Below are 22,328 nucleotides of genomic sequence, written 5' to 3'. Positions count from 1 at the left end.
CAATGACCCATCCTGAAGAAAATACCCGTCTTCCGAAACATGTTGCCATCATCATGGATGGCAACAACCGTTTTGCCAAAAAAAATCAAATGCAAAAAGGTGAAGGACACCGTGAAGGGAAAACTGTCCTAGATCCGATTGTCGAACACTGCAGAAAAAGAAATATTCAGGCCTTAACTGTATTCGCATTTTCGAGTGAAAACTGGAACCGTCCACAGTTTGAGGTGGACCTGCTCATGAAATTGCTTGAAGACACAGTTCATGAACAGTTGCCGCGTATGGAAAAATTCAATATTGCCTTACGCTTTATCGGAGACCGCAGCCGTTTATCTCCTGAACTGCAAGCTTTAATGTTGCATGCGGAACAAAGGACTGCTAAGTTCGATAGCATGACCCTGACCATTGCCGTGAGTTACGGCGGTATGTGGGACATGGCGCAGGCTGCGAAACGCATTGCCGCGGATGTTTTAACAAATAAATTAGAACTTGATGCAATTGATACTGAAGTTTTTGGTCAATATGTGAGTCTGAGCGATTTACCGCCTGTAGATCTGTTGATCCGTACTGGTGGTGATTTCCGTTTATCCAATTTCCTGCTGTGGCAGGCAGCGTATGCGGAACTGTATTTCACTGATACCTTATGGCCAGAATTTACCATTGAAGAGCTGGATGATGCTTTCGCTGTCTTTGGTGGACGAGAACGCCGTTTTGGTAAGACTTCAGAACAGATTCAGCAAGAGAAACTTGAGAATTAATACATGTTAGAGCGGATTATAACCGCATTGGTATTGGTGGCTATTGTACTGAGTTGTATGTTTGCCACCACATCTTATTACCCAATGTTTGTGTTGATGGTTGTAGCTGCAGGCGTTGCCGGTTATGAGTGGTTCAAGCTCATGCCACGCCAAGGAAGAAAAGTGCTCAAGCCAGTTGCATGGGGTTATGGCTTGCTCACCGCAGTTCTTTCAGCACTTGCACTTCAATTTAATGATATGTCGATGCTATTGTGGATTGCATCGATTCTGACCTGGATTTTAAGTATTTACTGGGTCAAGTCCTATCCGGAATATGACGGCTGGTACAATCCAAGCTTGTATGGAATCGGTGTTATTCTGATTTCTGCTGCCGTCACAGCTATCTATTCAGTCTGGGATAGTTCACCTTGGTGGCTGATGTACCTGTTCCTGCTGGTTTGGGGCGCAGATAGTGGTGCTTATTTTGTCGGCCGTAAATTTGGCAAGAAAAAACTAGCGCCAAGTGTCAGCCCAAACAAATCAGTTGAAGGTTTGTATGGTGGTATCCTGACTTCGATGTTGATTGTCATTACAGTGGCATTACTTTACCTGGATATTAGTATTCCAGAGCTGATTTTATTTCTGATTTTGTCAGTATTAACCGTATTTAGTTCTGTCTTGGGTGATCTGTTTGAATCGATGATCAAACGTCGCGCAGGCATTAAAGATTCGGGTCGTATTCTACCAGGTCATGGTGGTGTACTGGACCGGATTGATTCTCTCCTCGCTGCAGCACCGATTTTTGCTGCAGGCATGTATGTTTTAAAACTTATTGGCGTAGATTTATAGATGTCACAAGCTGTTTGTATATTGGGTGCTACAGGTTCCATTGGTCAAAGTACTTTAAAGATCCTGCAGCGACATCCTGAAGCCTACAGCGTATTTGCTGTGACTGCCCAAAGCCGTATTGCGGAACTGGTTGAGATATGCAAGAAGTTCCGACCGAAAGTTGCTGTGGTGCCAGCGTCCAGAATGGATGAGCTGGCACAATTACTTAAACAGCATCAGTTATTTGAAATTGAAATCCTGCAGGATGAAGCTGGGCTGATTGCGGTTGCTGAGCATCCAGAAGTGGATATAGTCATGGCTGCGATTGTTGGTGCAGCAGGCTTGTTGCCGACTTTAGCTGCTGTAAAAGCGGGTAAGCGTGTGCTGCTAGCCAATAAAGAAGCACTGGTGATGTCAGGTGACATCATGATGCAAGCCGCCCGTGACCATGGCGCTTTATTGCTTCCAGTGGATTCCGAGCACAATGCTATTTTTCAGTGTTTACCAGCCAATTATTTTGAAGCTGAACGGAATGGCAAACCAAAACTGGGGGTACAGCAGATTCTACTCACTGCCTCTGGTGGCCCATTTTTAAACCATACGCTTGAACAGCTTGAAACGGTGACACCCGCCCAAGCCTGTAAACACCCTAACTGGTCGATGGGACAAAAGATCTCAGTTGATTCAGCCACCCTGATGAATAAAGGCTTAGAACTGATTGAAGCCTGTCATTTATTTGCGGTAAAAGAACAATTTGTTACAGTTGTTGTGCATCCACAGAGTATTATTCACTCCATGGTTCAATATGTAGATGGTTCAACTTTGGCGCAAATGGGTAATCCGGATATGTGTACGCCGATTGCACATGCTTTGGCATGGCCGGAGCGGATTAGCACGCATGTTGCACCACTGGATCTGTTTATCCACTCTCAATTGAATTTTCAGCAACCGGATACTCAGCGTTTTCCTGCATTAAAACTAGCCCGTCAGGCCATGCAGCAAGGTGGAATTGCACCTGCGATTTTGAACGCAGCCAATGAAATTGCTGTGGCGGCTTTTCTAAATGAAAAAATTGCTTTCACTCAAATTCCTCAGGTGGTTGAACATACGCTAAATTCGTTGGACAATCAGACAGCAGATCAGCTGAATGTGATACTTCAGGCTGACCAGCAGGCACGTGATATTGCACGTCAATTTGTTGTAAATAAAGGAAGTTAATCCATGAACGCCTTGTTTATTATCGCAGCTGCAATACTGTTATTGGGTCCGCTCATTGCGATTCATGAATTTGGACACTACTTTGTAGCGCGTAAACTGGGCGTGAAGGTGCTGGTTTACTCGATTGGCTTTGGTCCAACTTTATTAAAATGGACGTCGAAAAAATCCGGGATTAATTACCAACTGTCGGCTTTGCCATTTGGTGGCTATGTGAAAATGCTGGATGAGCGTGAAGGTGATGTGCCTGAGCAGGATTTGCCGAAAGCATTTAACCGTCAGCATCCATGGAAGCGTATTGCCATTGTCGCTGCTGGTCCACTGATCAATCTTTTCTTTGCAGTGATCCTGTTTTGGATTCTGTTCCTGCCGGCGCAAGAGCAATTAAATACCCGTGTCGGTCAAGTCCTGCCAAATACGCCTGCTGCTATGGTACAAATGCAGCAAGGTGACAAAATTGTTGCGGTAGATGGTACTCAGGTCAGTACTTGGGAAAAACTGAATTATGCACTGGTCGATCGTGTCGGTGAAACTGGCCAGATCGCCATCCAAGCCGAGCGTGATGGACAGGTCAAAAACTTTAATTTGCCAATTCAAAACTTCCTGAAAGATCAGTCACAATCTCCACTCGATGTATTAGGCTTCATCCCATATCGTCCTGAGATTCCGGCAGTAGTTTCCAAACTCAGTGAAGATGGCGCGGCGATTCGTCAGGGTATGAAAGAAGGTGACAAGATTGTTGCCATTGATGGTAAGCCAATGCAGAACTGGTATGATGTGGTTCAAGTGGTACAGGCATCTCCAGAAAAATTACTGAAAATTGACGTATTACGTAATGGTCAGGTGGTGCACTTACAGGTGATGCCGCAGGCAAAACGCGACAATATGGGGAATGTGACTGGTATGCTGGGTGTACAAAGCGACCCAGGTAAAATCACCATTCCTGCAGAATATAAACAAACGATTCAATACAGTCCGACCGAAGCATTGGTGATGGCCTTTGACAAGACGGCACAGCTGTCGTCCATGATCCTGAACTCGATCGTGAAAATGGTACGTGGGCTGATCGGTCTGGATAATTTATCTGGTCCGATTACGATTGCTAAAGTGGCTGGTCAAAGTGCGGAAATGGGATGGCAAACTTTTATTTCCTTTATGGCACTAATGAGTGTAAGTTTAGGGATATTGAATTTACTGCCGATTCCAATGCTTGATGGCGGACATTTAGTTTACTATTTTATTGAATTATTGCGTGGTAAACCTGTTTCTGAACAAATACAATTGGTTGGCTTAAAAATTGGTATGGTATTGCTAGGTAGTATGATGCTACTGGCTCTATTTAATGATTTTATGCGTTTATAACAACGTAGATGGAATGAATTAACAAGCGGAAAAGACTGGCATGCAGCACACACATTTATTTATGCCTTTGGCACTCGTTAGTGCTATGGCAGTTGCACAACAAGCATATGCAGCAGATGAATTCACAGTAGAAGATATAAAATTTGATGGATTGGTCCGCCTAACTCCTGAAAATGTGTCCGGCTTAGTGCCAATCAATAGTGGTGATCGTGTCAATGATCCGATCATCGCGAATGCGATCCGCAGTTTGTATGCTTCAGGCTTGTTTGACGATATCAAGGCAACCCAGGTTGGTAATACCTTGGTTTTCCAGGTGGTAGAACGCCCGGTCATTTCCAAGATTGAATTGAAAGGCAACAAACTGATTCCAAAAGAAGCACTGGAAGAAGGCCTGAAAAAAATGGGTCTTGCTGAAGGTGAGGTTCTAAAAAAATCTGCATTGCAAACAGTTGAAACTGAGCTTGAACAGCAATATATGCAGCAAGGTCGTTATGATGCGGATGTGACAGTAAAAACCACAGCAAAACCGAACAACCGTGTTGATCTGCTAATCGAGTTTGTTGAAGGTAAAGCAGCCAAAGTTTTTGATATCAATATCATTGGTAATACAGTCTTTAAAGAAGATGAGATCAAGCAGGCTTTTGCAATCAAAGAAAGCTCTTGGAACTCTGTGATTTCACGTAATGACCGCTATGCACGTGAGAAAATGGCAGCGAGTCTTGAATCATTGCGTGCGATGTATCTGAACCGTGGTTATATCAACTTTAATATCAATAACTCAAGCTTAAACCTGAGCGAAGACAAAAAGCATGTCTTTATTGAAGTATCTGTAGATGAAGGCGAGCAGTTCAAGTTTGGCCAAACCAAATTCTTGGGTGATGCACTATATTCGACTGATGAACTGAAAACTCTGCAGCTCTATAAAAACGGTGAAATCTACTCACAAGAAAAAGTGAATGCTGTTAAACAGTTGTTATTGCGTAAATATGGTAATGCAGGCTATTACTTTGCTGAAGTGAATATTGTTCCTGAGATTAATAAAGAAACCAAGTTGGTTGACCTTAACTATTATATCAATCCAGGTCAGCAGGTCACCGTGCGTCGTATTAACTTCAGTGGTAATAGCAAAACCGCTGATGAAGTCTTACGCCGTGAAATGCGTCAAATGGAAAGTGCGCTGGCGAGTAATGAAAAAATTGATTTGTCTAAAGTCCGTCTGGAGCGCACCGGTTTCTTTAAAACTGTCGATATTAAGCCAGTACGTATTCCTGGTTCACCAGACCAGATTGATCTGGATGTTAAAGTTGAAGAGCAACATTCAGGTACCAGTACCTTGGCAGTCGGTTTCTCTCAAAGTGGTGGTGTGACCTTCCAGGCAGGTTTAAGTCAGACCAACTTCTTGGGTACAGGCAACAGTGTATCAATTGATCTGTCACGTTCAGAAACTCAAGACTACTATAACCTGAGTGTAACGGATCCATACTTCACTATTGATGGTGTACGTCGTGGTTATAATTTATATTACCGTAAAACCAAACTGGATGATGACTATAACGTAAACAACTATGTTACTGATAGTTTTGGTGGGGGTATCAACTTTGGTTATCCAATTGATGAAAATCAGAGCTTGAGTTTTGGTCTGAATATTGATCAAACTGAGGTCACTACGGGCCCTTATGTGTCTACCTATGTGCGTGATTATTTATTAGCAAATGGTGGGAAAAGCACAGGAAATGGATCTTATTGTCCTGCGGATGCTGAAGGTAAATCACAATTAACAGTACCAATTCTGGATGATCAAGGGAACACAATCGGTTTTAGTTGTGCTGTACCTGAAGTCACTTATGATAATGAGTTTAAAGGCGAGTTCTTAACCTATAATTTAAATTTAGGTTGGTCTTATAATACGTTAAATCGTCCAATCTTCCCGACTACAGGTATGTCGCATCGTGTGAATGCTGAGATTGCCTTGCCCGGTAGTGATGTTGAATATCAGAAAGTCACTTATGATGCGAATGTTTACTTCCCATTAGGCAAGAATTTTGTGGCTCGTGGTTATGGTAAGTTAGGTTATGGTAATGACCTACCATTCTATAAAAACTTCTATGCCGGTGGTTTTGGTTCTGTTCGTGGTTTTGAAAATAGTACATTAGGACCACGTTATGATGGTGTGGTGTATGAAAGAACAGGTCAGGAAGATCCATCAAAAGAAGAAGTGGGGGGTAATGCTTTAGTTCAGTTTGGGGCTGAGCTAGCACTTCCAGTTCCATTTAAAGGAGATTGGGCACGCCAGGTACGCCCAGTATTGTTTGCTGAAGGTGCACAAGTTTTTGATACAAACTGTAATGTTCCTGCAGGTGATAGCAATATTATTGTCAAGGGTACTCCGTACAATGCTCGTCAATACTGTAAAGATAACTATGGTTTTGATTTGGGCGATATGCGTTACAGTGTAGGTGCAGGCTTTACCTGGATTACCATGATTGGTCCATTATCATTGAGTTATGCATACCCACTGAATGAAAAAGAGGGTGATGATACCAAGAACATCCAGTTTGAGATTGGTCGTACCTTCTAATAGTATTGAATGCATTTGATATTTTCTGGTCTTGTAAAATGACAATTCAATGTCATTTGCAAGGCCATTTTTATAGATAGAGTTTTATAGAGAAATTATGATGAAAAAAATGATGATGGGTGCAGGTATTGCTGTGGCAACTTTGACTTCAATGACGCAGGCTGCAGGTATTGGTGTGATCGATTTAGAACGTGTTGTAGAAAACAGTGCCTACCTCAAACAGCAAAATACTGCTTTTCAGCAAAAAATCAAACCGCAAAGTACCAAGATTGAACAACTGAATCAGGAATTACAAACGATTCAACAACGTGCTCAAGCCAATCCAAAAATGAGTGAAGCAGACAAGAAAAAACTTAGTGATCAGTATCAGGCTAAATTTAAGGAGCTGGAGCAACTGCAGCAAACTGTACAAACCAGTGCTCAAACTTCAATCCAGCAGATTCGTTCAGTTTTTGATAGTCGTATCAAACAAGTTGCTGAACAATTACGTCAAGAGAACAAGTTGGATGCAGTTTTGGATAAAAATAGCGCACTTGCCTATGACGCTAAGTATGATTTAACTGATAAAATGATTCAAAAGGTTAATGCAATTAAATAATTCAATGAATCATCAACAGTTTCAATTAGCTGATCTTGCACGTCTGGTTCAAGGCGAGTGTGTAGGTCAGACCGATTTGCAGTTAAGAGGCTTGGCGAGTCTTGAACATGCAACTTTTCAAGATCTGGCATTTGTCAATGCGGACAAATATCTGGAACAAGCACAAAACAGTCAGGCCGGTGCACTGATTGTCACTGCTGAACTGAAAGCACAGCTAAGTTCACATCAGAATTTTATTGTCGTTGCAAATCCTTATCTGGCTTTTGCGATCCTGACTCATATCTTTGAGAAAAAGCAAACTCAGCGCGGGATCGAAAGTACGGCACAGATTCATCCTTCAGCAGTGATCGCAGAAGATGCTTACATTGGTCACTATGTAGTGATTGGTGCGAACTGTGTTGTAGGTTCCAATACCATCATCAATTCACATGCTCAAATTGATGATGGTGTTGAAATTGGTAAAGACTGCTTTATTGATGCACATGTCACGTTAACAGGTGAAACCAACGTAGGTAATCGTGTGCGGATCCATGCCAATACTGTCGTGGGTAGTGAAGGTTTTGGTTTTGCACCTTATCAAGGGAAATGGAATCGTATTGCGCAACTAGGTTCCGTTCGTATCGGTGATGATGTGCGTATTGGTTCAAACTGTAGTATCGACCGAGGTGCACTGGATGACACAATTTTAGAAAATGGTGTCATTATTGATAATCTTGTGCAAATCGCGCATAACGTTCATATTGGTGAAAATACTGCCATTGCTGCTACCTGTGGTATTGCAGGTAGTACTACGATTGGCAAAAACTGTATCCTCGCTGGTGCTTGTGGCGTGGCTGGGCATCTACATATCACTGATAATGTGACATTGACCGGAATGTCAATGGTGACAAATAACATTACAGAACCAGGTACTTATTCTTCAGGTATGGGTTTATTGCCAAATCAACAATGGAAACGCACTGTAGTTCGCTTGAGACAATTAGCAGATGTGCCATTGACCCAGGTGATGAAACGCCTTGATCATATGCAATCTCAAATTGAGTCCATTGAATCAACATTTAAGTTGCGTAAATAATTATGATGACAGAATCGAATATGCCTACATTCACGAAGCCTGAATTGCCAATGAATATTCAAACGATTCGTGAATATTTGCCTCACCGCTATCCATTTCTATTGGTGGATAGAGTTGTAGATATCACTGACAATGGCATCGTAGGTTATAAAAACGTCTCAATTAATGAAGAGTTTTTGCAGGGCCATTTCCCGAATTATCCGATCATGCCGGGTGTGCTGATTGTTGAGGCATTAGCGCAGGTTTCTGGTATCCTTGGTTTTGTCATGAACAATGAGACTCCAAAAGAGGGCTCTTTGTTCCTTTTTGCTGGTGCAGAGAAGGTTCGATTTAAAAAACAGGTGGTTGCTGGCGACCAATTGGTGCTTAAATCTGAATTAGTGATGCAAAAGCGTGGCATTTACAAATATAATTGTATAGCCACAGTGGATGGCGTAGTCGCAACAACCGCGGAAATCATGATTTCCCATCTGAAAGTCGAGCAGGCATGAGTAATAATCCCCTAATTCATCCAACAGCCATCATTGATGCATCTGCAGTGATCGCACCAGATGCACAGATTGGTCCTTATTGTATCATTGGGCCAAATGTTACTATTGGTGCTGGTACTCAACTGCATTCGCATGTTGTGGTGGGCGGTTATACACGCATTGGCGAATATAACGAAATTTTCCAGTTCGCGAGTGTTGGTGAAGTCTGTCAAGACCTGAAATATGCGGGTGAAGAAACCTGGCTGGAAATTGGCGACTATAACAAGATTCGTGAACATTGCAGTCTGCACCGCGGTACGGTTCAGGATAGTGGTCTTACCAGGATTGGTAGTCATAACCTGCTCATGGTGAATACTCATATTGCCCATGACTGCATGGTCGGTGATCACAATATCTTTGCCAATAACGTCGGTGTAGCGGGTCACGTGCATGTCGGCAATTATGTGGTTGTTGGTGGTAACTCAGGTATCCACCAGTTCTGTAAGATTGATTCTTATAGCATGATCGGCGGTGCGTCCTTGATTCTGAAAGATGTTCCTGCTTATGTGATGGTTTCAGGTAACCCAGCGCATGCATTTGCCATGAATGTGGAAGGCATGCGCCGTAAAGGCTGGTCGAAAAATGTGATCAATGGTCTACGTGAAGCATTTAAGCTGATTTATAAAGCTGGTTTGACCACGCAAGAAGCCATTGAAAAAATCCGTACCGAAATTCTGCCAGAAGTCGCTGAAGCTCAGTTGCTGATTGACTCTCTGGAACAGTCGAAACGCGGTATTGTGCGTTAATAAGCTGTTCATAAAAAAAAGACACCCACTGAGGTGTCTTTTTTTATATCTGGAATATTCTATTTAAAGAATTTAGCTTCTTCAGATTGTGGGTAATTCTTGAGTAAGTGCGATTTATACTGTGCCGCTAAATTTGAATTCTTTTCGACTTCCTGGCTTAAATTATAGAGTTGATATAAAGCTCGTGCTGCCTTAGCTGAATTTGGATAGCGATCCACCACAATTGCATAGTTCTTTTTTGCTTCATTGAAATTAGGCGGATCTATCGAAAGATTAAACTCGGCTAACCAAAAATGGGCATTACTGATATAAACACTGTTTGGATTGTGTTTAATAAAATTCTGCATCGGTGCAATAGCTTTGGCTGCACCACCATTTTTATACGCATCTAGGGCAACCGTATAGGCTGCTTTTTCTACTTCAGTCGGTTGAGCAGAAGATACAGAAGTTTGTGGATTTTGGCTTAGCTTGCCGTTGCCAGACCCTGAACTGGGTGCAGTATCCTGTTGGTTATCCTCCTCAGTTGCTTCAGCTTCTTGTGGATCAACTTTCTGTTGGAGTAATTCCAGACGCTGATCTAGGTCGGCATAACGGTTGGCCAGTTCATTTTTTAGTGTTTGGATTTCGTTATCCTGTTCTTCAATCTTGCCGCGCAGACTACGAATATCATTTTCCAGTTGCTGGTTTTTTTGTAGCAATTGCCAGCTCATATTGGTTTGCACGGGCATGTCTGCACCAGAGGGTAATGCCGGTGGTGTAGATGCAAGTATTGGATTACTACTGCCTTGGCTTAGGCCGCGTGATTCGATCGGAACATTGGCAAAGAGTGGGATAGTACAGAGCATGCTCAAGGCGCACAAGATATGCTTTTTCAACATCATCTATTTTCCATGTTGTATTGAGTTAATCGCGGATCAGGGCGATTAATCAAATAAATTATTTAATATAATGTTCCACATTTAAAACGTCCTTTGCGGGAATTGCAACATGCTTTTACAAAGTTCGAGGAGGTTTTGACTCAGAATTTTGTATCCCGTATTTACAGAAAATCCTCAAAGAATCCTATATTGTTTTTAAAATAATCAAACGGATAGCAAGGTCTAGAATTTTAGGTTTTTCGGCTTGCAAGTTTATTAAAAATCTCTATACTCTGTTCTTGCAATGGTAGCCCTGCCGGTTACTTCGCAATTGTACTCTATGAACCCCGCCAGGACCGGAAGGTAGCAACGGTAGTAGATCTACGATGTGCCGAAGCCTTGCTGGTAGGGTTGCCACCATTATTATAATAAAAACTATGCACTATCCTTTTACTAGTTTCATCACTTTATATTTCAAAATCACACGTAGTATTTTCTATGTGGGTGTTATATTTCTGTCTGTTTTAACTACCTTATTACTCATTCAGTTTCCTAAACCAAATATTCAAATTTTTATTATTGCATTGTGTGCGGTAATTTGTGTCTTCTCTTTTTTTGTATGTGGTTCGATTATGGCATTATCGAATAGAGTTAGAGGAAAATAGGTTAACCTTATATGGATTTAAAACTACGGTCATACCACTATCGCAAATTGAAAAGATTAATGAGCGTACTGTGAATGGCTTCATGCATATCAACATTTATCTAAAAGGGCAGGATAAACCTCAATTTAGACTGTATGAATATTTAGATCGTTACGATGAACTTCGTGCCTTTTTGTTTGAAAAATATCCTTATGCTCCGCATTATTCGAACTAATTTGAAAATCTTTTATTGATAAAACTGACTACCATGTCATGAGTAATACTTAAAATGAAAACTTAGTAGATTATTAAGTCAAATATAGATAGCTATTAATCCTCAACTTTACGGCTAATCGCCTTTATAATCGCATCCATTTCAAAACCGCGATACATCAAAAAACGAATCTGCTTGGCTTTTAGTTTTGGATCTTTAGTAACTTCAGTGCCATATTTTTTTACTTTCAGCTCATAAGCCTGTTGTACCCAGTCAGTTTCCTTCAGTTCTTCACTGATCAGGCTACTATCAATCTTTTTACTTTTCAGCTTCATTTTAATCTGATTTGGACCTTTGCCTTTACGTTTCTGGCTGGAAAGAAGTGTTTCAGCCACTCGTTGGTCACTTTGATAGTTTTCACGAGATAGCTCATCAACAAGAGCTACAACTTCATCCCGATTTTCGGCATAAAGGCAGAGTTTTTCAATCAACTCGGCTTTGGAGTATTCCTTGCGGGTCAGAACGGCAAACGCATAGGAACGTAGGCGAGAGCCAGTTAAGTCAGGTTTGCGTTCTTCTTTATTACTATCACCAAACAGGCTTTCTTCAGGATCAAACTCAGGTGTAGCATCTGCTTGTACAGAAACTGCTGGTTGCGATTCATCTTCAGCATTACCAAATTGCTGCTTGATGGTTTCATAATCCAGGAGCTTGCTAAACTTTGCATCTGACATGATTTATCCAGTTTCAATATTTCATAGGACCATAATAACAAAACGCCCCGTAGGGCGCTCTGTGATGACGTTTAAGGATTATGCATCCAGAAAGTCTGCTGGTTCTTCTTCGTCTTTGTCTTCTACTACATTACCAGTAGTCAGAAGCTGTTCACGAATCAGTTTCTCAATGGTTTGAGCAAGTTCAGGATTCTCTTCGAGGTAGCGAATGGTATTATTCTTACCTTGACCAATCTTGTCACCTTGATATGAATACCAGGCACCCGCTTTTTGAACGATCTCTTGTTGTACAGCAAGATCAATCAATTCACCGAGATGGTTGACACCTTTGCCATAAAGGATCTGGAACAGTGCTTCTTTGAATGGAGGCGCCATCTTGTTTTTCACAACTTTAACTTTGGTTTCTGAACCAATGATTTCGTCGCCTTCTTTTACCTGACCGATACGACGGATGTCCAGACGTACTGATGCATAGAATTTCAGCGCATTACCACCAGTTGTAGTTTCCGGGCTACCGAACATTACACCAATCTTCATACGGATCTGGTTAATGAAGATCACCATACAATTAGAACGTTTGGCATTACCGGTAATTTTACGCAGCGCCTGGCTCATCAAACGGGCTTGTAGACCCATGTGCGAGTCACCCATTTCACCTTCGATTTCGGCACGAGGAGTCAATGCGGCAACTGAGTCGACAACGATCAGGTCAATCGCACCTGAACGTACCAACATGTCGGCAATTTCCAGTGCCTGTTCACCATGGTCTGGCTGAGAAACCAGCAGGTTATCGATATCTACACCGAGTTTACGTGCATATTGAGGATCAAGCGCATGTTCGGCATCGATGAATGCACAGGTACCACCAGCTTTCTGACATTGTGCAATTGCTTGCAGAGTCATTGTGGTTTTACCTGAAGATTCAGGACCATAAATTTCGATAATACGGCCTTTAGGTAAACCGCCAATACCGAGTGCGATATCCAGCGTTAAAGAACCTGTAGATACAGCTTCAACCGCCTGAACGGTATTATCACCAAGACGCATTACTGTGTTTTTACCAAATTGCTTTTCAATTTGGCTTAAGGCAGCATTCAGCGCCTTGCTTTTATTCTCATCCATCTTACAACCTCAATACGATGTCACAACTTTAGTACTCAAGTGGATGTCTTAAATTAGATCTTGTTCCACAGGTGTATAGTGACAGAATGTTCCCTGATATTCTATAAAAGTCAGTGCATGTGCGACACACTCTGACGCTTGAATTTAATCATCATTATAAGACCAATAACGGTCAAATTGCTGACTATTTTCATCTCTAAATCTATTGATATCCCGACGGTCTTTTTTACTTGGTCGATGATCGGGACGTGCAAGATTATGCAGTTTTCTCTGTGATGCAATCAACTCCCGACGTGCAATACTGACTTCGGTTTCTTCATACAGTTTTTGTGCCACAGGCGCAGGACCACGCACATCTGACAGCTCTTTAACAATCACCGTCTTTTTGTCAATGCCTTGCTGGATGGTAATTTCCATCCCAATCCGGACTTCACGGGAGACTTTGACACGTTCACCACCAATATGCACTTTACCGCCTTCGATGGCATTTTTGGCAATGGAGCGGGTTTTAAAAAAACGTGCCGCCCATAACCATTTATCTATACGCATGCCTACCGCATCTTCGGGTAAAGACGATTTACGCATATTGTTTCTTAACCTCAGACTGATTTAAATAAGGGATTAAGTCTGTTAATTGGTCCAGCATCGGGTAATTGCAAGTCTCACGGGCAACTTTACTGGAAGAAGGCTGCTTGATGCTAAACAGGTTCTGGATCCCGTATGCTTTGGCGCCATTCAGGACTTTTTCTGTATCATCAATAAAATAGACTTCTGCTGGATCGAATGGATGAAGTGCCTGAAGACCTTGCCAAAATTCAATAAATTCTTTGGCATGACCGAGGGTTTCCGAGCTGACAATCACATCGAAATAACCTTTGAGATTTAAATGTTCTAATTTAAAGGCAAGACCTGCACAGTCGGCATTGGTTGCCAGCCAGATCGGATAACCATTTTCTTTTAAATAATCCAGTAACTCGAGTGCTTGTGGCCTTAAAGCAACTTTATCTTTATGCTCGATTTGCATAGCAAGTACATCGACTTCGACTTTAGATGTCCAGAAGCGCGAAGAGTACCAATTTAGAGTATGATTATGTTCTTGGTAGAACGCATAGAGCGTTGCTCGACTTTGCTCCAGACTGCAACCATGCTTTTCAGCATAACGGACGGGAAGCAGGTCATTCCAGATGAAATCATCATAAGCAAGATCAAGTAGGGTACCGTCCATATCAAAAATGACAGGCGGTTTTTCTGGACAATTCGACATATAAGGTTTTCTATGTTTAAAGCAACAACAGCACCACAAGATCCGATGATTTTGCAGTTTGTGCCCATTTTGACACAAGCCTGCGAAATTTTGCGAGAAGAATATCAGCAATATTGTTCCGGTGCGGCTTTTGACATTGAAAAGAAAAAGGATGATTCACCGGTCACGCAGGCGGACTATCGGGCCAATACCTATTTGACCCAAGCACTAGCTGAAATTTCTGATCTACCGCTATTATCTGAAGAAGGCTCACAAAAGGGGCGGCATGACTGGCCTGAATTTTGGCTGCTCGATCCATTAGATGGCACCAAGGAATTTCTACATCAACGTCCGGAATTTACAATTAACCTGAGTCTGGTCAGAGGCAATCTTACTACTTTTGCTATTTTGGCAATTCCGGCACAACAGCTTGTTTATTTCTGTCCTGAGCAAGGCATGCCATTTAAATACGATATTCAGAAAGATAGCTGGTATGAGTATGTACAGACTGTGCAGGCAGAAACGGTACAGGTTGGTTTAAGCCAGAGTAGCCAGAAAAAACCAAAATATGCTGCTTATCTGGAAAGTCTGGCGAAATTGACGGATTTTGATGAGATCAAGGCGGGCAGTGCCTACAAGTTCTGTATGATGCTAGAAGACCGTGTAGACATTTATCCACGTTTCCATCCAACCTGTGAATGGGATACCAGTGCTGGGCAATGCCTGATTGAGCGGATTGGCGGTGGACTGGTGGATTTTAAAGGCCGACCATTTAGCTATAATCAGCGCGAGACCTTATTAAATGGCGGATTCATTGCCTATAAGACCAAAGATATGCAGAAATTGGCCTTTCAGGCCCTCGCAGACATGCAAGACGGTGATTGAGGTGTTGCATGTTCATGTTATAGTGAGGCAGATTCCATTGATAGATCAGTTGGCAAGATTGTGTCATTAAAACTGCTTCCACCGAGTATGCTCAGTGCAATCGATTTATTGCCTGATACCAAGACGCCTGTAACCCTGTTTACGCGTCATTCCCTGCGTGAAGATACTGCTGGTCAGGGTCTGGCTGGCTATGATTTGCAATTGACGCCACAAGGTCGCGATCTGGCGCAGCAATGGGGTGCTTATCTGGTGGATCAGACTGACCGGAATATTCAGCACTGTATTTCCAGTCCGATCCAGCGTTGTGTGGATACTGCAGCATTGATGATCGAAGGGGCGGATCAAACCAATAAAGCCTCACATACGCATAAAATTGAAATCGTTGAGCAAGGTCTGCTGGTTGAGCCGGGCAGTTTTGTGCTGGATATTCAAAAAGCTGGTCCTTATTTCAAAAAACAGGGTGCTTTGGGTTTTATTAATAGTTTCGTAAATAATGCTTTGCCTGGAATGAAGCACCCGATTCATGGTGTGGTGGATGTGCTGGAACTGATTTACAACACCCATCCAAAAACGCCGTATGGACTCAGTCTTGCGGTGAGTCATGACACTATTCTGGCTGCCATGATCGCTGTCATGTCGGGACATCAGGAAGTTAGTAAAGAGGACTGGCCGAAAATGATGGAAGGACTGTTTGTCTGGTTTGAAGGTGATGTGTTTGAAGAATCCAAACTGAAATGGATCTGGCGGGGCAAGGTGCATGAACTTGATATTTCTCAGTTCCAGAATTCGGAACTCAAGACTCATAAATAACATTAAAGCTCAATCATGACGGTTGAGCTTTTTTAATTCTATTTATTAATTTTCTTAAATTTTGGCTTTGATACGATTTGGATACTGGTTTAGGTCAATGCTGTCGCCATCATCATTCAATGGCCAAACAGAGGTATTAACAGGTGTATTCTGTTGATGAATTCGACAGTATTTATCCGCAGCAATTAAAGTTGCGATTGGATGCTTAGGAATTGTGTAGGTTTCAACGATTTGCGGTGGATATTGGGTGCGAGCATAAAATTCAGTATCATTTTCACCGGCATGTTCTGCAAAGATCCGTTCGACTGCAGGTAAATACACACCATAACCTAGCCAGGCATCGACGCCTTGGGAAGCTTGAATCTCTGCCGTGCCTTTTATATTGGAAATCACACGTTCTAGAACGTCTTTTTCACCTTTACTGCTAAAGTATTCGATGTACTGGCGTTCCATGTCATGAAATTTTTCTAATGTTGGCAGGAATTTAGTAATCATATTTGTTCCCCAAGTAAAGTGATTCTAGAGATATTATGCTTCTGATTTTTAGAATACCATAAAAATTTTATGGGATTTAATTAGCTTTTATGAATTTTTGAGAGTGGTAATGAATAGGGAGTTTTTCTAATTTGCAGAGGCCAGAACTGATAATCCGTAAGTCATATAATTATCTAGGTAGGCTTTTTTACATTTCTCTTATGAAAGTGAAATAGAGTAAGCATGGAAAATCACTATGCTGATAGATAAATCAATATTGCAAGTATAGGAATGACCATGAAAATAATCACAATTTTAAGTTTGGTGCTTCTAGTTAGCTTAACTGCATGTCAGCGCGATACCGATAATGCAGAACAGGACCAAACCACGACACCGCATTCTATGGATAAAGATGAATAAGTGAAATTCCTGCTTAATTTTTCCATAATTGAATGATTGAGCTAATTAATGCTAAAAGTGAGATTGAAAAAGTAGCTAGCACCCAAGAATGAGTACGATTAATAACAGCCCATCCAGAATCAGTTATTCGATAAATTGCGGAGTAGTGAGAAAAGGTTGATTCAGGATGAGTAAATGTATCTTCATTTAATTCACCTGTCGGCACTGCATTATCTATAATTTCTACCCATCCACGTATTAAACAGGTATTCAAAGCTTCCTGTTTGTTAGGTAACTTCGGTACATTTTCAACTATCCATATGTTGTTAGGTCCAATCATGGCGACACGTTGTCGTGATAAGGATTTGAGAACTTTTCGGATATGTCTTTCATGTAAAAATGTGGTAAGGCTTATCATAATTTAGTTGTGTGAAAATCTTGTTAGAGATTAAATTATTGCAATAAATATCTATTATCAAATTCTTATATAAATTAGAAATAAAATTTGAGACACAAAAAAAGCCCCAAAGGGGCTTCTTTTGTTTAGCGATTAGTTAGAAGCTAATGCTTTAACTTGCGCATTTAAACGGCTCTTATGACGAGCTGCTTTATTTTTATGGATGATACCTTTGTCAGCCATGCGGTCGATTACTGGAACAGCTTTTTTGTAAGCTTCAGTAGCAACAGCATAGTCGCCAGCAGCAATAGCAGCTACTGTACGTTTAAGATATGTACGAACCATAGAACGCAAGCTTGCGTTGTGTTTGCGTGCTTTAACGTTTTGACGAGCACGTTTTTTAGCTTGAGCAGAGTTTGCCACTCGTGCACTCCTTGAAATAGATTGGTCTGGGCGGGCTGAAACTCAACTGAAAACCACATCAGAAGAACTATCACCAGCCCGTAAACAAGTGCCATATTTTGAGGAAACTAAGGGCTTAAGTCAAGTCTTGACATGCTTTGACAACATTTTAGTTGCAGAAAAATTCTAAAGAAAACGTTAGATTAGTATTCGAGCAGGGAGATCGTACAAAAAATGACTAAAACCATAACATATCCTATCGTCATCGGGGCTACAGGCCTAGTCGGCAAGAGCTTGGTTAAGCAGTTAGTGAATGAGCCGAGTACTCAGCGTATTAGTGTGGTGGTGCGTAAATATCAGCCAGAATTTGAACAGTGGCCCAAAGTCACCCAGTTGGTCTTTGAAGACTTTCTGATGCTGAATGAGGAGGATGTGAGTGGGCATACCCATGCCTTTAGCTGTTTGGGCACGACTTTAAAACAGGCTGGCTCAAAAGATGCTTTTTATAATGCGGATTACACGATTAATGCCCATTTTGCTGAATTGGTTCAGGAGATAGATGCCCATTATCTATTGATCAGTGCGATGGGAGCGAACGCCAAATCCCATTTTTTCTATAACCGGGTCAAGGGCGAACTGGAAGACTATATCCAGACTTTGAGTCTGGAGAGGATTAGCATTATTCGTCCGTCTTTATTGCTGGGTGAGCGGGGACAGAAACGTTTGCTGGAAGATGCAGCACAAAAACTATATGGCAAGTTTTCGCATTTGGTACCAGATTCTTTTAAATACAAGCCAGTGACAGCCGAGCAGGTGGCTCATACTATGGTATATGCAGCCCTGAATCAGACTGTGAAATTTGAAATTTATGATAATTTAGCCATACAAAAAATGAAATGAGGGTAAAAATCGTGTCCAGCGTACCATTTGTAACTTGTGACCTGCTTGATGATAATCCGGATAAACAACTTCAGGTCGTCACACCATGCCTGGATGGCAAATTCTTCAAAAGCTATGGGGCTCGCAAAACCTTTGGTGGCCAGATTGTCACTGTAAAATGTTTTGAAGATAATTCACGTGTTAAAGAATTGCTGGCAACAGAGGGTACTGGTAAGGTTTTGGTTGTGGATGGTGGTGCTTCTATGCGCTGTGCCTTGATGGGTGACCTGATTGCCGAGTCTGCAGTGAAGAATCACTGGAATGGCGTGATTATCTACGGCTGTGTACGTGATGTTGATGCCATTGCCGACCTGGATCTTGGTGTACATGCATTAGCTTCTATCCCGCAAAAGAGTAATCGTAAGGGCATTGGCGAAGTGGATGTACCGCTTTATTTTGGCGGTGTGACATTTAATCCGGGTGAATATGTCTATGCTGACAATAACGGCATTGTGCTGTCTCAGGAAAAATTAGTCGATTAAGCAGCAAGCTGTTAAAACTGACAGAATAAGAAAAAATCAGAAATACCGTGAAAGTCAGTCAATCTGCCTACTTTCACGGTAACTAAAACAAAAAAGGATAAATCGTATGCTCCCCCATCAAATCAAGGTTGCACAGGCATTGGTATCATCAATTACCCAAGGTGGGAGAGGGATGGTGGGTACGCCGTTTCCGAATCAGCCTGAAAAGCCAATCAAACTGTATGAATTTGAAGGTTCGCCATTTTGTCGTCGGGTGCGTGAGGTATTAACTTTACTGAATCTGGATTATGAAGTTTACCCATGTCCGAAAGGTGGCACAAAATACCGTCCCATCGTCAAACAGTTAGGGGGTAAAACCCGTTTTCCATTTTTAGTCGATGAAAATACCGGTGATCAGATGTATGAATCACAGGAGATTATTCATCATCTGTTCAAGCATTATGGTAAAAATGGCAAGACACCAAGTAAATATGCTCATTATCCTAAAATTCCGACAGTGGCTCTTGCCGGAACAATTGTGAATGGCGCTCGCGGTGTGTGGGTCAATAAACAGATTCTTGATCGTCCAGCACCTGAAAAGTTATTGGAATTGTGGGGCTTTGAAGCGAGTCCTTTTACCCGTGTGGTACGCGCTGTTTTGAGTGAGCTGGAAATACCGTTTATATTTCATAATATCGCCAAAGAACGCTGGCAGGATTATGGTCCGGCAAAACTGCGCCTAAAACCCGGCAAATATGAACCATTACCAGGTGGCAAACGGGAACAGATGTTAAAAGTGATGGGAGATAACATTCAGGTTCCTTATCTGGTTGATCCAAATACCGGGGTAAAAATGTTTGAATCCAAAGAGATCGTAAACTATTTACAGCGTCAGTATGGGACTTAATCAAGATACATTTTTAGTGCTATAAAAATATTTCAATCACAAATAAAAAGAGGATCATCAAGATCCTCTTTTTATGAAGCTTATTCTTCCTCAGGTGGAACTAGCATCAGAATCGATTCATTCAGCAAGTCAGCCAGATCTTCCAGCATGTCCTCATCAGCAAAGTCCAGATCTAGTGAAACGGTTTCACCATTGGCAATCAATTTCAGCTTTTCTGCAAAGGCATCAGAAATACATAAGCCTTCACCATTGCCCCAGAACAGCACTTCGCCGTCTTCTTCTGTATAGAGCAGGCGGGAAGCGGGTTCCAACATGATGCTATAGCCCTGATCCAATGCTTCTTCCAGATCACCCGTGCCAATTTCCTCTGCTTCCGGAATATTTTCTGGATATTTTGGCTCAGACATCAAGGTCATGATGGCATCTTCAAGTACATTTGAATTGAGCAGCTGCTCCATGATTTTGTCTTTCAGGTATTCCAGTTCATTGGTAGTCATTTGTCCCGGTGCTGAAATCTGATCACGAAGGATATCAGTCAGAGGATTACGCAGAGCTTCATTTTCAGCAAACTTGTCACCGACACGATCCATCATGTCACTGACGTTTGGCATACGGAAACCAAATGAGAAAGTCAGGCAGTCATCTTCAGCAACGCCATAGTGAGATAGACCTGGTGGTACATAGAGCAAGTCACCTGGTGCCAGCACTTCATCAAAATTCACATCCATTTCGGGAAGTAGTTTTAATGGCTGTCCTGGCACAAATTCGGTTTCTGCATCACACATCTGGCCCAATTGCCAACGGCGATGACCATAACCTTGTACCAGAAATACATCGTAATAGTCGAAATGCTTGCCGACTGAACCTCCTTTCGATGCATACGACACCATGATGTCATCACGACGCCATTGTGGAATAAATGGGAATTTTTTCCAGAGTTCAGATAGGTCAAAAGAATAGTGGTCAACTGCTTGTACTAGTAGAGTCCATAGTTTTGGCATCTTTTGAAAATCTGCTTTTAGCAAAGGTGAAGACTTCACTGACCATTGGTTGGGATCGCGGTCTTTCTGTTTAATCAGACGTGCAGTGACATTCTCTTCGAGGGCTAGCTCCATCACATCATCAGGTTCCAGCAGACCTGAGATTTCTGGCATAGCATTACGGACAAGGAGTGGTTTTTTCTGCCAGTATTCGGCAAGAAACTGTTCAGCGGTAATTCCGCCTAAAACGTCTAGAGGTTGGGACATGGGATTAACTACAGATAAATTTTGCTTATTGTCCCTTGAGTTATGTCATGGTGCAAGAGAGATTCTGGGTAAACAATTGAACTAACTTTTAATATAAACAGGCTTTGTTTCTTTTATAAAAAACGTTTTTAGTGAAAAATTAAAATTTTAATAAAGTAAAACAAGTCTTCTTTTTCTAAAAAATTGAATAAAGAGAAATAATTATAAATAGATGGAAAAAAGACAGCGAATATCATCAAAATGATAATTACATAAACAAAATCGTGAAAAGCATAGTTTGATTGACAGAAATATAAAAATGTCACAGTTTTGACTAAGAAAAATAAGAATAATATGGATAACAAAATGAAAGAAATTCAAACAATTAATAAAGATACGAAAGCAATTAAACAGTTCCAAGCAGATACTATCCGACTTGATCAAGGTTCCATTGTAAAAATCAAAGCATCTAAATCAGATATTGTGCAGTTATCCCAAGAAGGTACCAATCTGGTCGTGATCTTAAGAAATGGTGAAAAACTGATTATTGAAAACTTTTACCCTTTATATCCTGAAGATTTGCCTTCTAATTTAGTGATCGAGGATAGTAACGGAACTTTGTACTGGTTTGATGAGGCGACTAAACAATATAAGCTTATTTCTAAAGTTGATGAATTATATCCATCATCTTCATTTCTTGGGGAAAACTGGGAATGGATTACGCTGGGTACGTTACTTATTGGCGGGCTTGCAAGTGTAGATGGAGGTGGGGATGAGCGTAATGAAGAATTAGAAGAACCTCTACTAGAAGAGCCACCCGAAGAAGAACCACCAGAAGAAGAATTTCCAATAGATGAGCCACCAGAAGAAGAATTTCCAATAGATGAGCCACCTGAGGAAGAACCACCAGTAGAGGAACCTCCTGAAGGAGAAAATCCAGAGAATCCT

The 22,328-nt window shown here is 41.6% G+C and carries 25 protein-coding genes and 1 other RNA gene; 17 read left to right on the top strand and 9 right to left on the bottom strand.

The window, feature by feature from the left end:
* Positions 1 to 2: 2 nt before the first annotated feature.
* The 9 genes from uppS (at position 3) to lpxA (ending at position 9,666) form a co-directional block, all read left to right on the top strand.
* Positions 3 to 755 carry a polyprenyl diphosphate synthase gene (uppS, locus tag GW12_RS01470; protein WP_034582477.1) on the top strand — a complete coding sequence of 251 codons (753 nt, stop codon included), beginning with the start codon at positions 3 to 5 and terminating at the stop codon, positions 753 to 755.
* A 3-nt stretch (positions 756 to 758) separates the two neighbouring features.
* Positions 759 to 1,583 carry a phosphatidate cytidylyltransferase gene (locus GW12_RS01465; protein WP_034582474.1) on the top strand — a complete coding sequence of 275 codons (825 nt, stop codon included), beginning with the start codon at positions 759 to 761 and terminating at the stop codon, positions 1,581 to 1,583.
* The gene (ispC, locus tag GW12_RS01460) at positions 1,584 to 2,780 is read left to right on the top strand and encodes a 1-deoxy-D-xylulose-5-phosphate reductoisomerase (protein ID WP_034582472.1); all 1,197 of its coding nucleotides are present in this window, start codon (positions 1,584 to 1,586) and stop codon (positions 2,778 to 2,780) included.
* Between the two features lie 3 nt (positions 2,781 to 2,783).
* A complete protein-coding gene (gene rseP, locus GW12_RS01455; protein WP_034582471.1) occupies positions 2,784 to 4,139 on the top strand; it encodes an RIP metalloprotease RseP in 1,356 nt (451 codons plus the stop codon).
* A 40-nt stretch (positions 4,140 to 4,179) separates the two neighbouring features.
* On the top strand, positions 4,180 to 6,717 hold the full coding sequence (gene bamA, locus GW12_RS01450; RefSeq protein ID WP_034582470.1) for an outer membrane protein assembly factor BamA: 2,538 nt from the start codon (positions 4,180 to 4,182) through the stop codon (positions 6,715 to 6,717).
* 100 nt (positions 6,718 to 6,817) lie between these two features.
* Positions 6,818 to 7,315 carry an OmpH family outer membrane protein gene (locus tag GW12_RS01445; protein ID WP_034582493.1) on the top strand — a complete coding sequence of 166 codons (498 nt, stop codon included), beginning with the start codon at positions 6,818 to 6,820 and terminating at the stop codon, positions 7,313 to 7,315.
* Positions 7,316 to 7,319: 4 nt separating this feature from the next.
* Complete coding sequence (gene lpxD / locus GW12_RS01440; RefSeq protein ID WP_034582490.1) at positions 7,320 to 8,390, top strand: UDP-3-O-(3-hydroxymyristoyl)glucosamine N-acyltransferase; 1,071 nt, start codon at positions 7,320 to 7,322, stop codon at positions 8,388 to 8,390.
* A 5-nt stretch (positions 8,391 to 8,395) separates the two neighbouring features.
* Positions 8,396 to 8,881 carry a 3-hydroxyacyl-ACP dehydratase FabZ gene (gene fabZ, locus GW12_RS01435; RefSeq protein ID WP_152598512.1) on the top strand — a complete coding sequence of 162 codons (486 nt, stop codon included), beginning with the start codon at positions 8,396 to 8,398 and terminating at the stop codon, positions 8,879 to 8,881.
* Positions 8,878 to 9,666: an acyl-ACP--UDP-N-acetylglucosamine O-acyltransferase gene (gene lpxA, locus GW12_RS01430; RefSeq protein WP_034582467.1), complete on the top strand. Its 789-nt coding sequence runs from the start codon at positions 8,878 to 8,880 to the stop codon at positions 9,664 to 9,666. Before fabZ ends, lpxA begins: the two co-directional genes overlap by 4 nt.
* 59 nt (positions 9,667 to 9,725) lie before the next feature.
* Here the strand turns inward: lpxA and GW12_RS01425 are convergent, their stop codons facing one another.
* Positions 9,726 to 10,547, bottom strand: a complete 822-nt coding sequence (locus tag GW12_RS01425; protein ID WP_034582465.1) for a YbgF trimerization domain-containing protein — start codon at positions 10,545 to 10,547, stop codon at positions 9,726 to 9,728.
* A 290-nt stretch (positions 10,548 to 10,837) separates the two neighbouring features.
* Here GW12_RS01425 and ffs point away from each other — a divergent pair.
* An RNA gene (gene ffs / locus GW12_RS15240) (signal recognition particle sRNA small type) lies at positions 10,838 to 10,934 on the top strand.
* A 563-nt stretch (positions 10,935 to 11,497) separates the two neighbouring features.
* On the opposite strand, the gene GW12_RS01420 is transcribed toward ffs, so the two are convergent.
* From GW12_RS01420 to GW12_RS01405, 4 genes are all read right to left on the bottom strand, one after another.
* Entirely contained in the window at positions 11,498 to 12,115 is a 618-nt protein-coding gene (locus tag GW12_RS01420) for a regulatory protein RecX (RefSeq protein ID WP_034582463.1), read from the bottom strand.
* 78 nt (positions 12,116 to 12,193) lie between these two features.
* Complete coding sequence (recA, locus tag GW12_RS01415; protein ID WP_034582462.1) at positions 12,194 to 13,237, bottom strand: recombinase RecA; 1,044 nt, start codon at positions 13,235 to 13,237, stop codon at positions 12,194 to 12,196.
* Between the two features lie 144 nt (positions 13,238 to 13,381).
* Entirely contained in the window at positions 13,382 to 13,822 is a 441-nt protein-coding gene (locus GW12_RS01410; RefSeq protein WP_034582459.1) for an RNA-binding S4 domain-containing protein, read from the bottom strand.
* Positions 13,815 to 14,501: an HAD-IA family hydrolase gene (locus GW12_RS01405; protein ID WP_034582456.1), complete on the bottom strand. Its 687-nt coding sequence runs from the start codon at positions 14,499 to 14,501 to the stop codon at positions 13,815 to 13,817. The genes GW12_RS01410 and GW12_RS01405 overlap by 8 nt, the downstream gene beginning before the upstream one ends.
* A gap of 12 nt (positions 14,502 to 14,513) precedes the next feature.
* Between GW12_RS01405 and GW12_RS01400 the strand changes: the two genes are divergently transcribed.
* On the top strand, positions 14,514 to 15,365 hold the full coding sequence (locus tag GW12_RS01400) for a 3'(2'),5'-bisphosphate nucleotidase CysQ (protein WP_034582454.1): 852 nt from the start codon (positions 14,514 to 14,516) through the stop codon (positions 15,363 to 15,365).
* Between the two features lie 60 nt (positions 15,366 to 15,425).
* Positions 15,426 to 16,175, top strand: coding sequence for a histidine phosphatase family protein (locus tag GW12_RS01395; protein WP_034582451.1), 750 nt, complete (start codon positions 15,426 to 15,428; stop codon positions 16,173 to 16,175).
* 54 nt (positions 16,176 to 16,229) lie between these two features.
* Here GW12_RS01395 and GW12_RS01390 read toward each other — a convergent pair whose 3' ends face one another.
* The gene (locus GW12_RS01390; RefSeq protein WP_034582448.1) at positions 16,230 to 16,670 is read right to left on the bottom strand and encodes a hypothetical protein; all 441 of its coding nucleotides are present in this window, start codon (positions 16,668 to 16,670) and stop codon (positions 16,230 to 16,232) included.
* Between the two features lie 276 nt (positions 16,671 to 16,946).
* Here GW12_RS01390 and GW12_RS16075 point away from each other — a divergent pair, with 276 nt between their 5' ends.
* Positions 16,947 to 17,069, top strand: coding sequence for a hypothetical protein (locus GW12_RS16075; RefSeq protein ID WP_264673513.1), 123 nt, complete (start codon positions 16,947 to 16,949; stop codon positions 17,067 to 17,069).
* Between the two features lie 13 nt (positions 17,070 to 17,082).
* Here GW12_RS16075 and GW12_RS15545 read toward each other — a convergent pair whose 3' ends face one another.
* Both GW12_RS15545 and rpsT read right to left on the bottom strand, forming a co-directional pair.
* Positions 17,083 to 17,388, bottom strand: coding sequence for a hypothetical protein (locus GW12_RS15545; protein WP_152598511.1), 306 nt, complete (start codon positions 17,386 to 17,388; stop codon positions 17,083 to 17,085).
* 210 nt (positions 17,389 to 17,598) lie between these two features.
* The gene (gene rpsT / locus GW12_RS01385; RefSeq protein WP_004786139.1) at positions 17,599 to 17,868 is read right to left on the bottom strand and encodes a 30S ribosomal protein S20; all 270 of its coding nucleotides are present in this window, start codon (positions 17,866 to 17,868) and stop codon (positions 17,599 to 17,601) included.
* A gap of 213 nt (positions 17,869 to 18,081) precedes the next feature.
* Between rpsT and GW12_RS01380 the strand changes: the two genes are divergently transcribed.
* From GW12_RS01380 to GW12_RS01370, 3 genes are all read left to right on the top strand, one after another.
* Positions 18,082 to 18,747 carry an NAD-dependent epimerase/dehydratase family protein gene (locus GW12_RS01380; RefSeq protein ID WP_034582445.1) on the top strand — a complete coding sequence of 222 codons (666 nt, stop codon included), beginning with the start codon at positions 18,082 to 18,084 and terminating at the stop codon, positions 18,745 to 18,747.
* Positions 18,748 to 18,758: 11 nt separating this feature from the next.
* Positions 18,759 to 19,268 carry a ribonuclease E activity regulator RraA gene (rraA, locus tag GW12_RS01375; protein ID WP_034582488.1) on the top strand — a complete coding sequence of 170 codons (510 nt, stop codon included), beginning with the start codon at positions 18,759 to 18,761 and terminating at the stop codon, positions 19,266 to 19,268.
* Between the two features lie 106 nt (positions 19,269 to 19,374).
* The gene (locus tag GW12_RS01370; protein ID WP_034582443.1) at positions 19,375 to 20,154 is read left to right on the top strand and encodes a glutathione S-transferase N-terminal domain-containing protein; all 780 of its coding nucleotides are present in this window, start codon (positions 19,375 to 19,377) and stop codon (positions 20,152 to 20,154) included.
* Between the two features lie 80 nt (positions 20,155 to 20,234).
* Here GW12_RS01370 and GW12_RS01365 read toward each other — a convergent pair whose 3' ends face one another.
* Positions 20,235 to 21,401 carry a cupin domain-containing protein gene (locus GW12_RS01365; RefSeq protein WP_034582441.1) on the bottom strand — a complete coding sequence of 389 codons (1,167 nt, stop codon included), beginning with the start codon at positions 21,399 to 21,401 and terminating at the stop codon, positions 20,235 to 20,237.
* 345 nt (positions 21,402 to 21,746) lie between these two features.
* Between GW12_RS01365 and GW12_RS01360 the strand changes: the two genes are divergently transcribed.
* Positions 21,747 to 22,328, top strand: a 582-nt coding sequence (locus GW12_RS01360) for a BapA prefix-like domain-containing protein (protein WP_034582439.1), incomplete at its 3' end; no start/stop codon positions are given.

This window comes from Acinetobacter sp. HR7, assembly GCF_000773685.1.
Taxonomy (GTDB): Bacteria; Pseudomonadota; Gammaproteobacteria; order Pseudomonadales; family Moraxellaceae; genus Acinetobacter; species Acinetobacter thermotolerans.
The sequence above is the reverse complement of the archived record's forward strand: the minus strand, read 5'-3'. Positions and strand labels throughout refer to the sequence as shown.

Excerpts from the sequence above, each read along its gene's own strand:
- GW12_RS01400 (WP_034582454.1), top strand. The coding sequence starts at position 14,514 with ATGTTTAAAGCAACAACAGCACCACAAGATCCGATGATTTTGCAGTTT.
- GW12_RS16075 (WP_264673513.1), top strand. The coding sequence starts at position 16,947 with ATGAAAATAATCACAATTTTAAGTTTGGTGCTTCTAGTTAGCTTAACT.
- GW12_RS01370 (WP_034582443.1), top strand. The coding sequence starts at position 19,375 with ATGCTCCCCCATCAAATCAAGGTTGCACAGGCATTGGTATCATCAATT.
- lpxD (WP_034582490.1), top strand. The coding sequence starts at position 7,320 with ATGAATCATCAACAGTTTCAATTAGCTGATCTTGCACGTCTGGTTCAA.
- GW12_RS01420 (WP_034582463.1), bottom strand. The coding sequence starts at position 12,115 with ATGTCAGATGCAAAGTTTAGCAAGCTCCTGGATTATGAAACCATCAAG.
- bamA (WP_034582470.1), top strand. The coding sequence starts at position 4,180 with ATGCAGCACACACATTTATTTATGCCTTTGGCACTCGTTAGTGCTATG.
- lpxA (WP_034582467.1), top strand. The coding sequence starts at position 8,878 with ATGAGTAATAATCCCCTAATTCATCCAACAGCCATCATTGATGCATCT.
- GW12_RS01365 (WP_034582441.1), bottom strand. The coding sequence starts at position 21,401 with ATGTCCCAACCTCTAGACGTTTTAGGCGGAATTACCGCTGAACAGTTT.
- GW12_RS01410 (WP_034582459.1), bottom strand. The coding sequence starts at position 13,822 with ATGCGTAAATCGTCTTTACCCGAAGATGCGGTAGGCATGCGTATAGAT.
- GW12_RS01425 (WP_034582465.1), bottom strand. The coding sequence starts at position 10,547 with ATGATGTTGAAAAAGCATATCTTGTGCGCCTTGAGCATGCTCTGTACT.
- GW12_RS01445 (WP_034582493.1), top strand. The coding sequence starts at position 6,818 with ATGAAAAAAATGATGATGGGTGCAGGTATTGCTGTGGCAACTTTGACT.
- GW12_RS01380 (WP_034582445.1), top strand. The coding sequence starts at position 18,082 with ATGACTAAAACCATAACATATCCTATCGTCATCGGGGCTACAGGCCTA.
- rseP (WP_034582471.1), top strand. The coding sequence starts at position 2,784 with ATGAACGCCTTGTTTATTATCGCAGCTGCAATACTGTTATTGGGTCCG.
- GW12_RS01405 (WP_034582456.1), bottom strand. The coding sequence starts at position 14,501 with ATGTCGAATTGTCCAGAAAAACCGCCTGTCATTTTTGATATGGACGGT.
- GW12_RS15545 (WP_152598511.1), bottom strand. The coding sequence starts at position 17,388 with ATGATTGGACCTAACAACATATGGATAGTTGAAAATGTACCGAAGTTA.
- uppS (WP_034582477.1), top strand. The coding sequence starts at position 3 with ATGACCCATCCTGAAGAAAATACCCGTCTTCCGAAACATGTTGCCATC.
- GW12_RS01465 (WP_034582474.1), top strand. The coding sequence starts at position 759 with ATGTTAGAGCGGATTATAACCGCATTGGTATTGGTGGCTATTGTACTG.
- fabZ (WP_152598512.1), top strand. The coding sequence starts at position 8,396 with ATGACAGAATCGAATATGCCTACATTCACGAAGCCTGAATTGCCAATG.
- recA (WP_034582462.1), bottom strand. The coding sequence starts at position 13,237 with ATGGATGAGAATAAAAGCAAGGCGCTGAATGCTGCCTTAAGCCAAATT.
- GW12_RS01390 (WP_034582448.1), bottom strand. The coding sequence starts at position 16,670 with ATGATTACTAAATTCCTGCCAACATTAGAAAAATTTCATGACATGGAA.
- ispC (WP_034582472.1), top strand. The coding sequence starts at position 1,584 with ATGTCACAAGCTGTTTGTATATTGGGTGCTACAGGTTCCATTGGTCAA.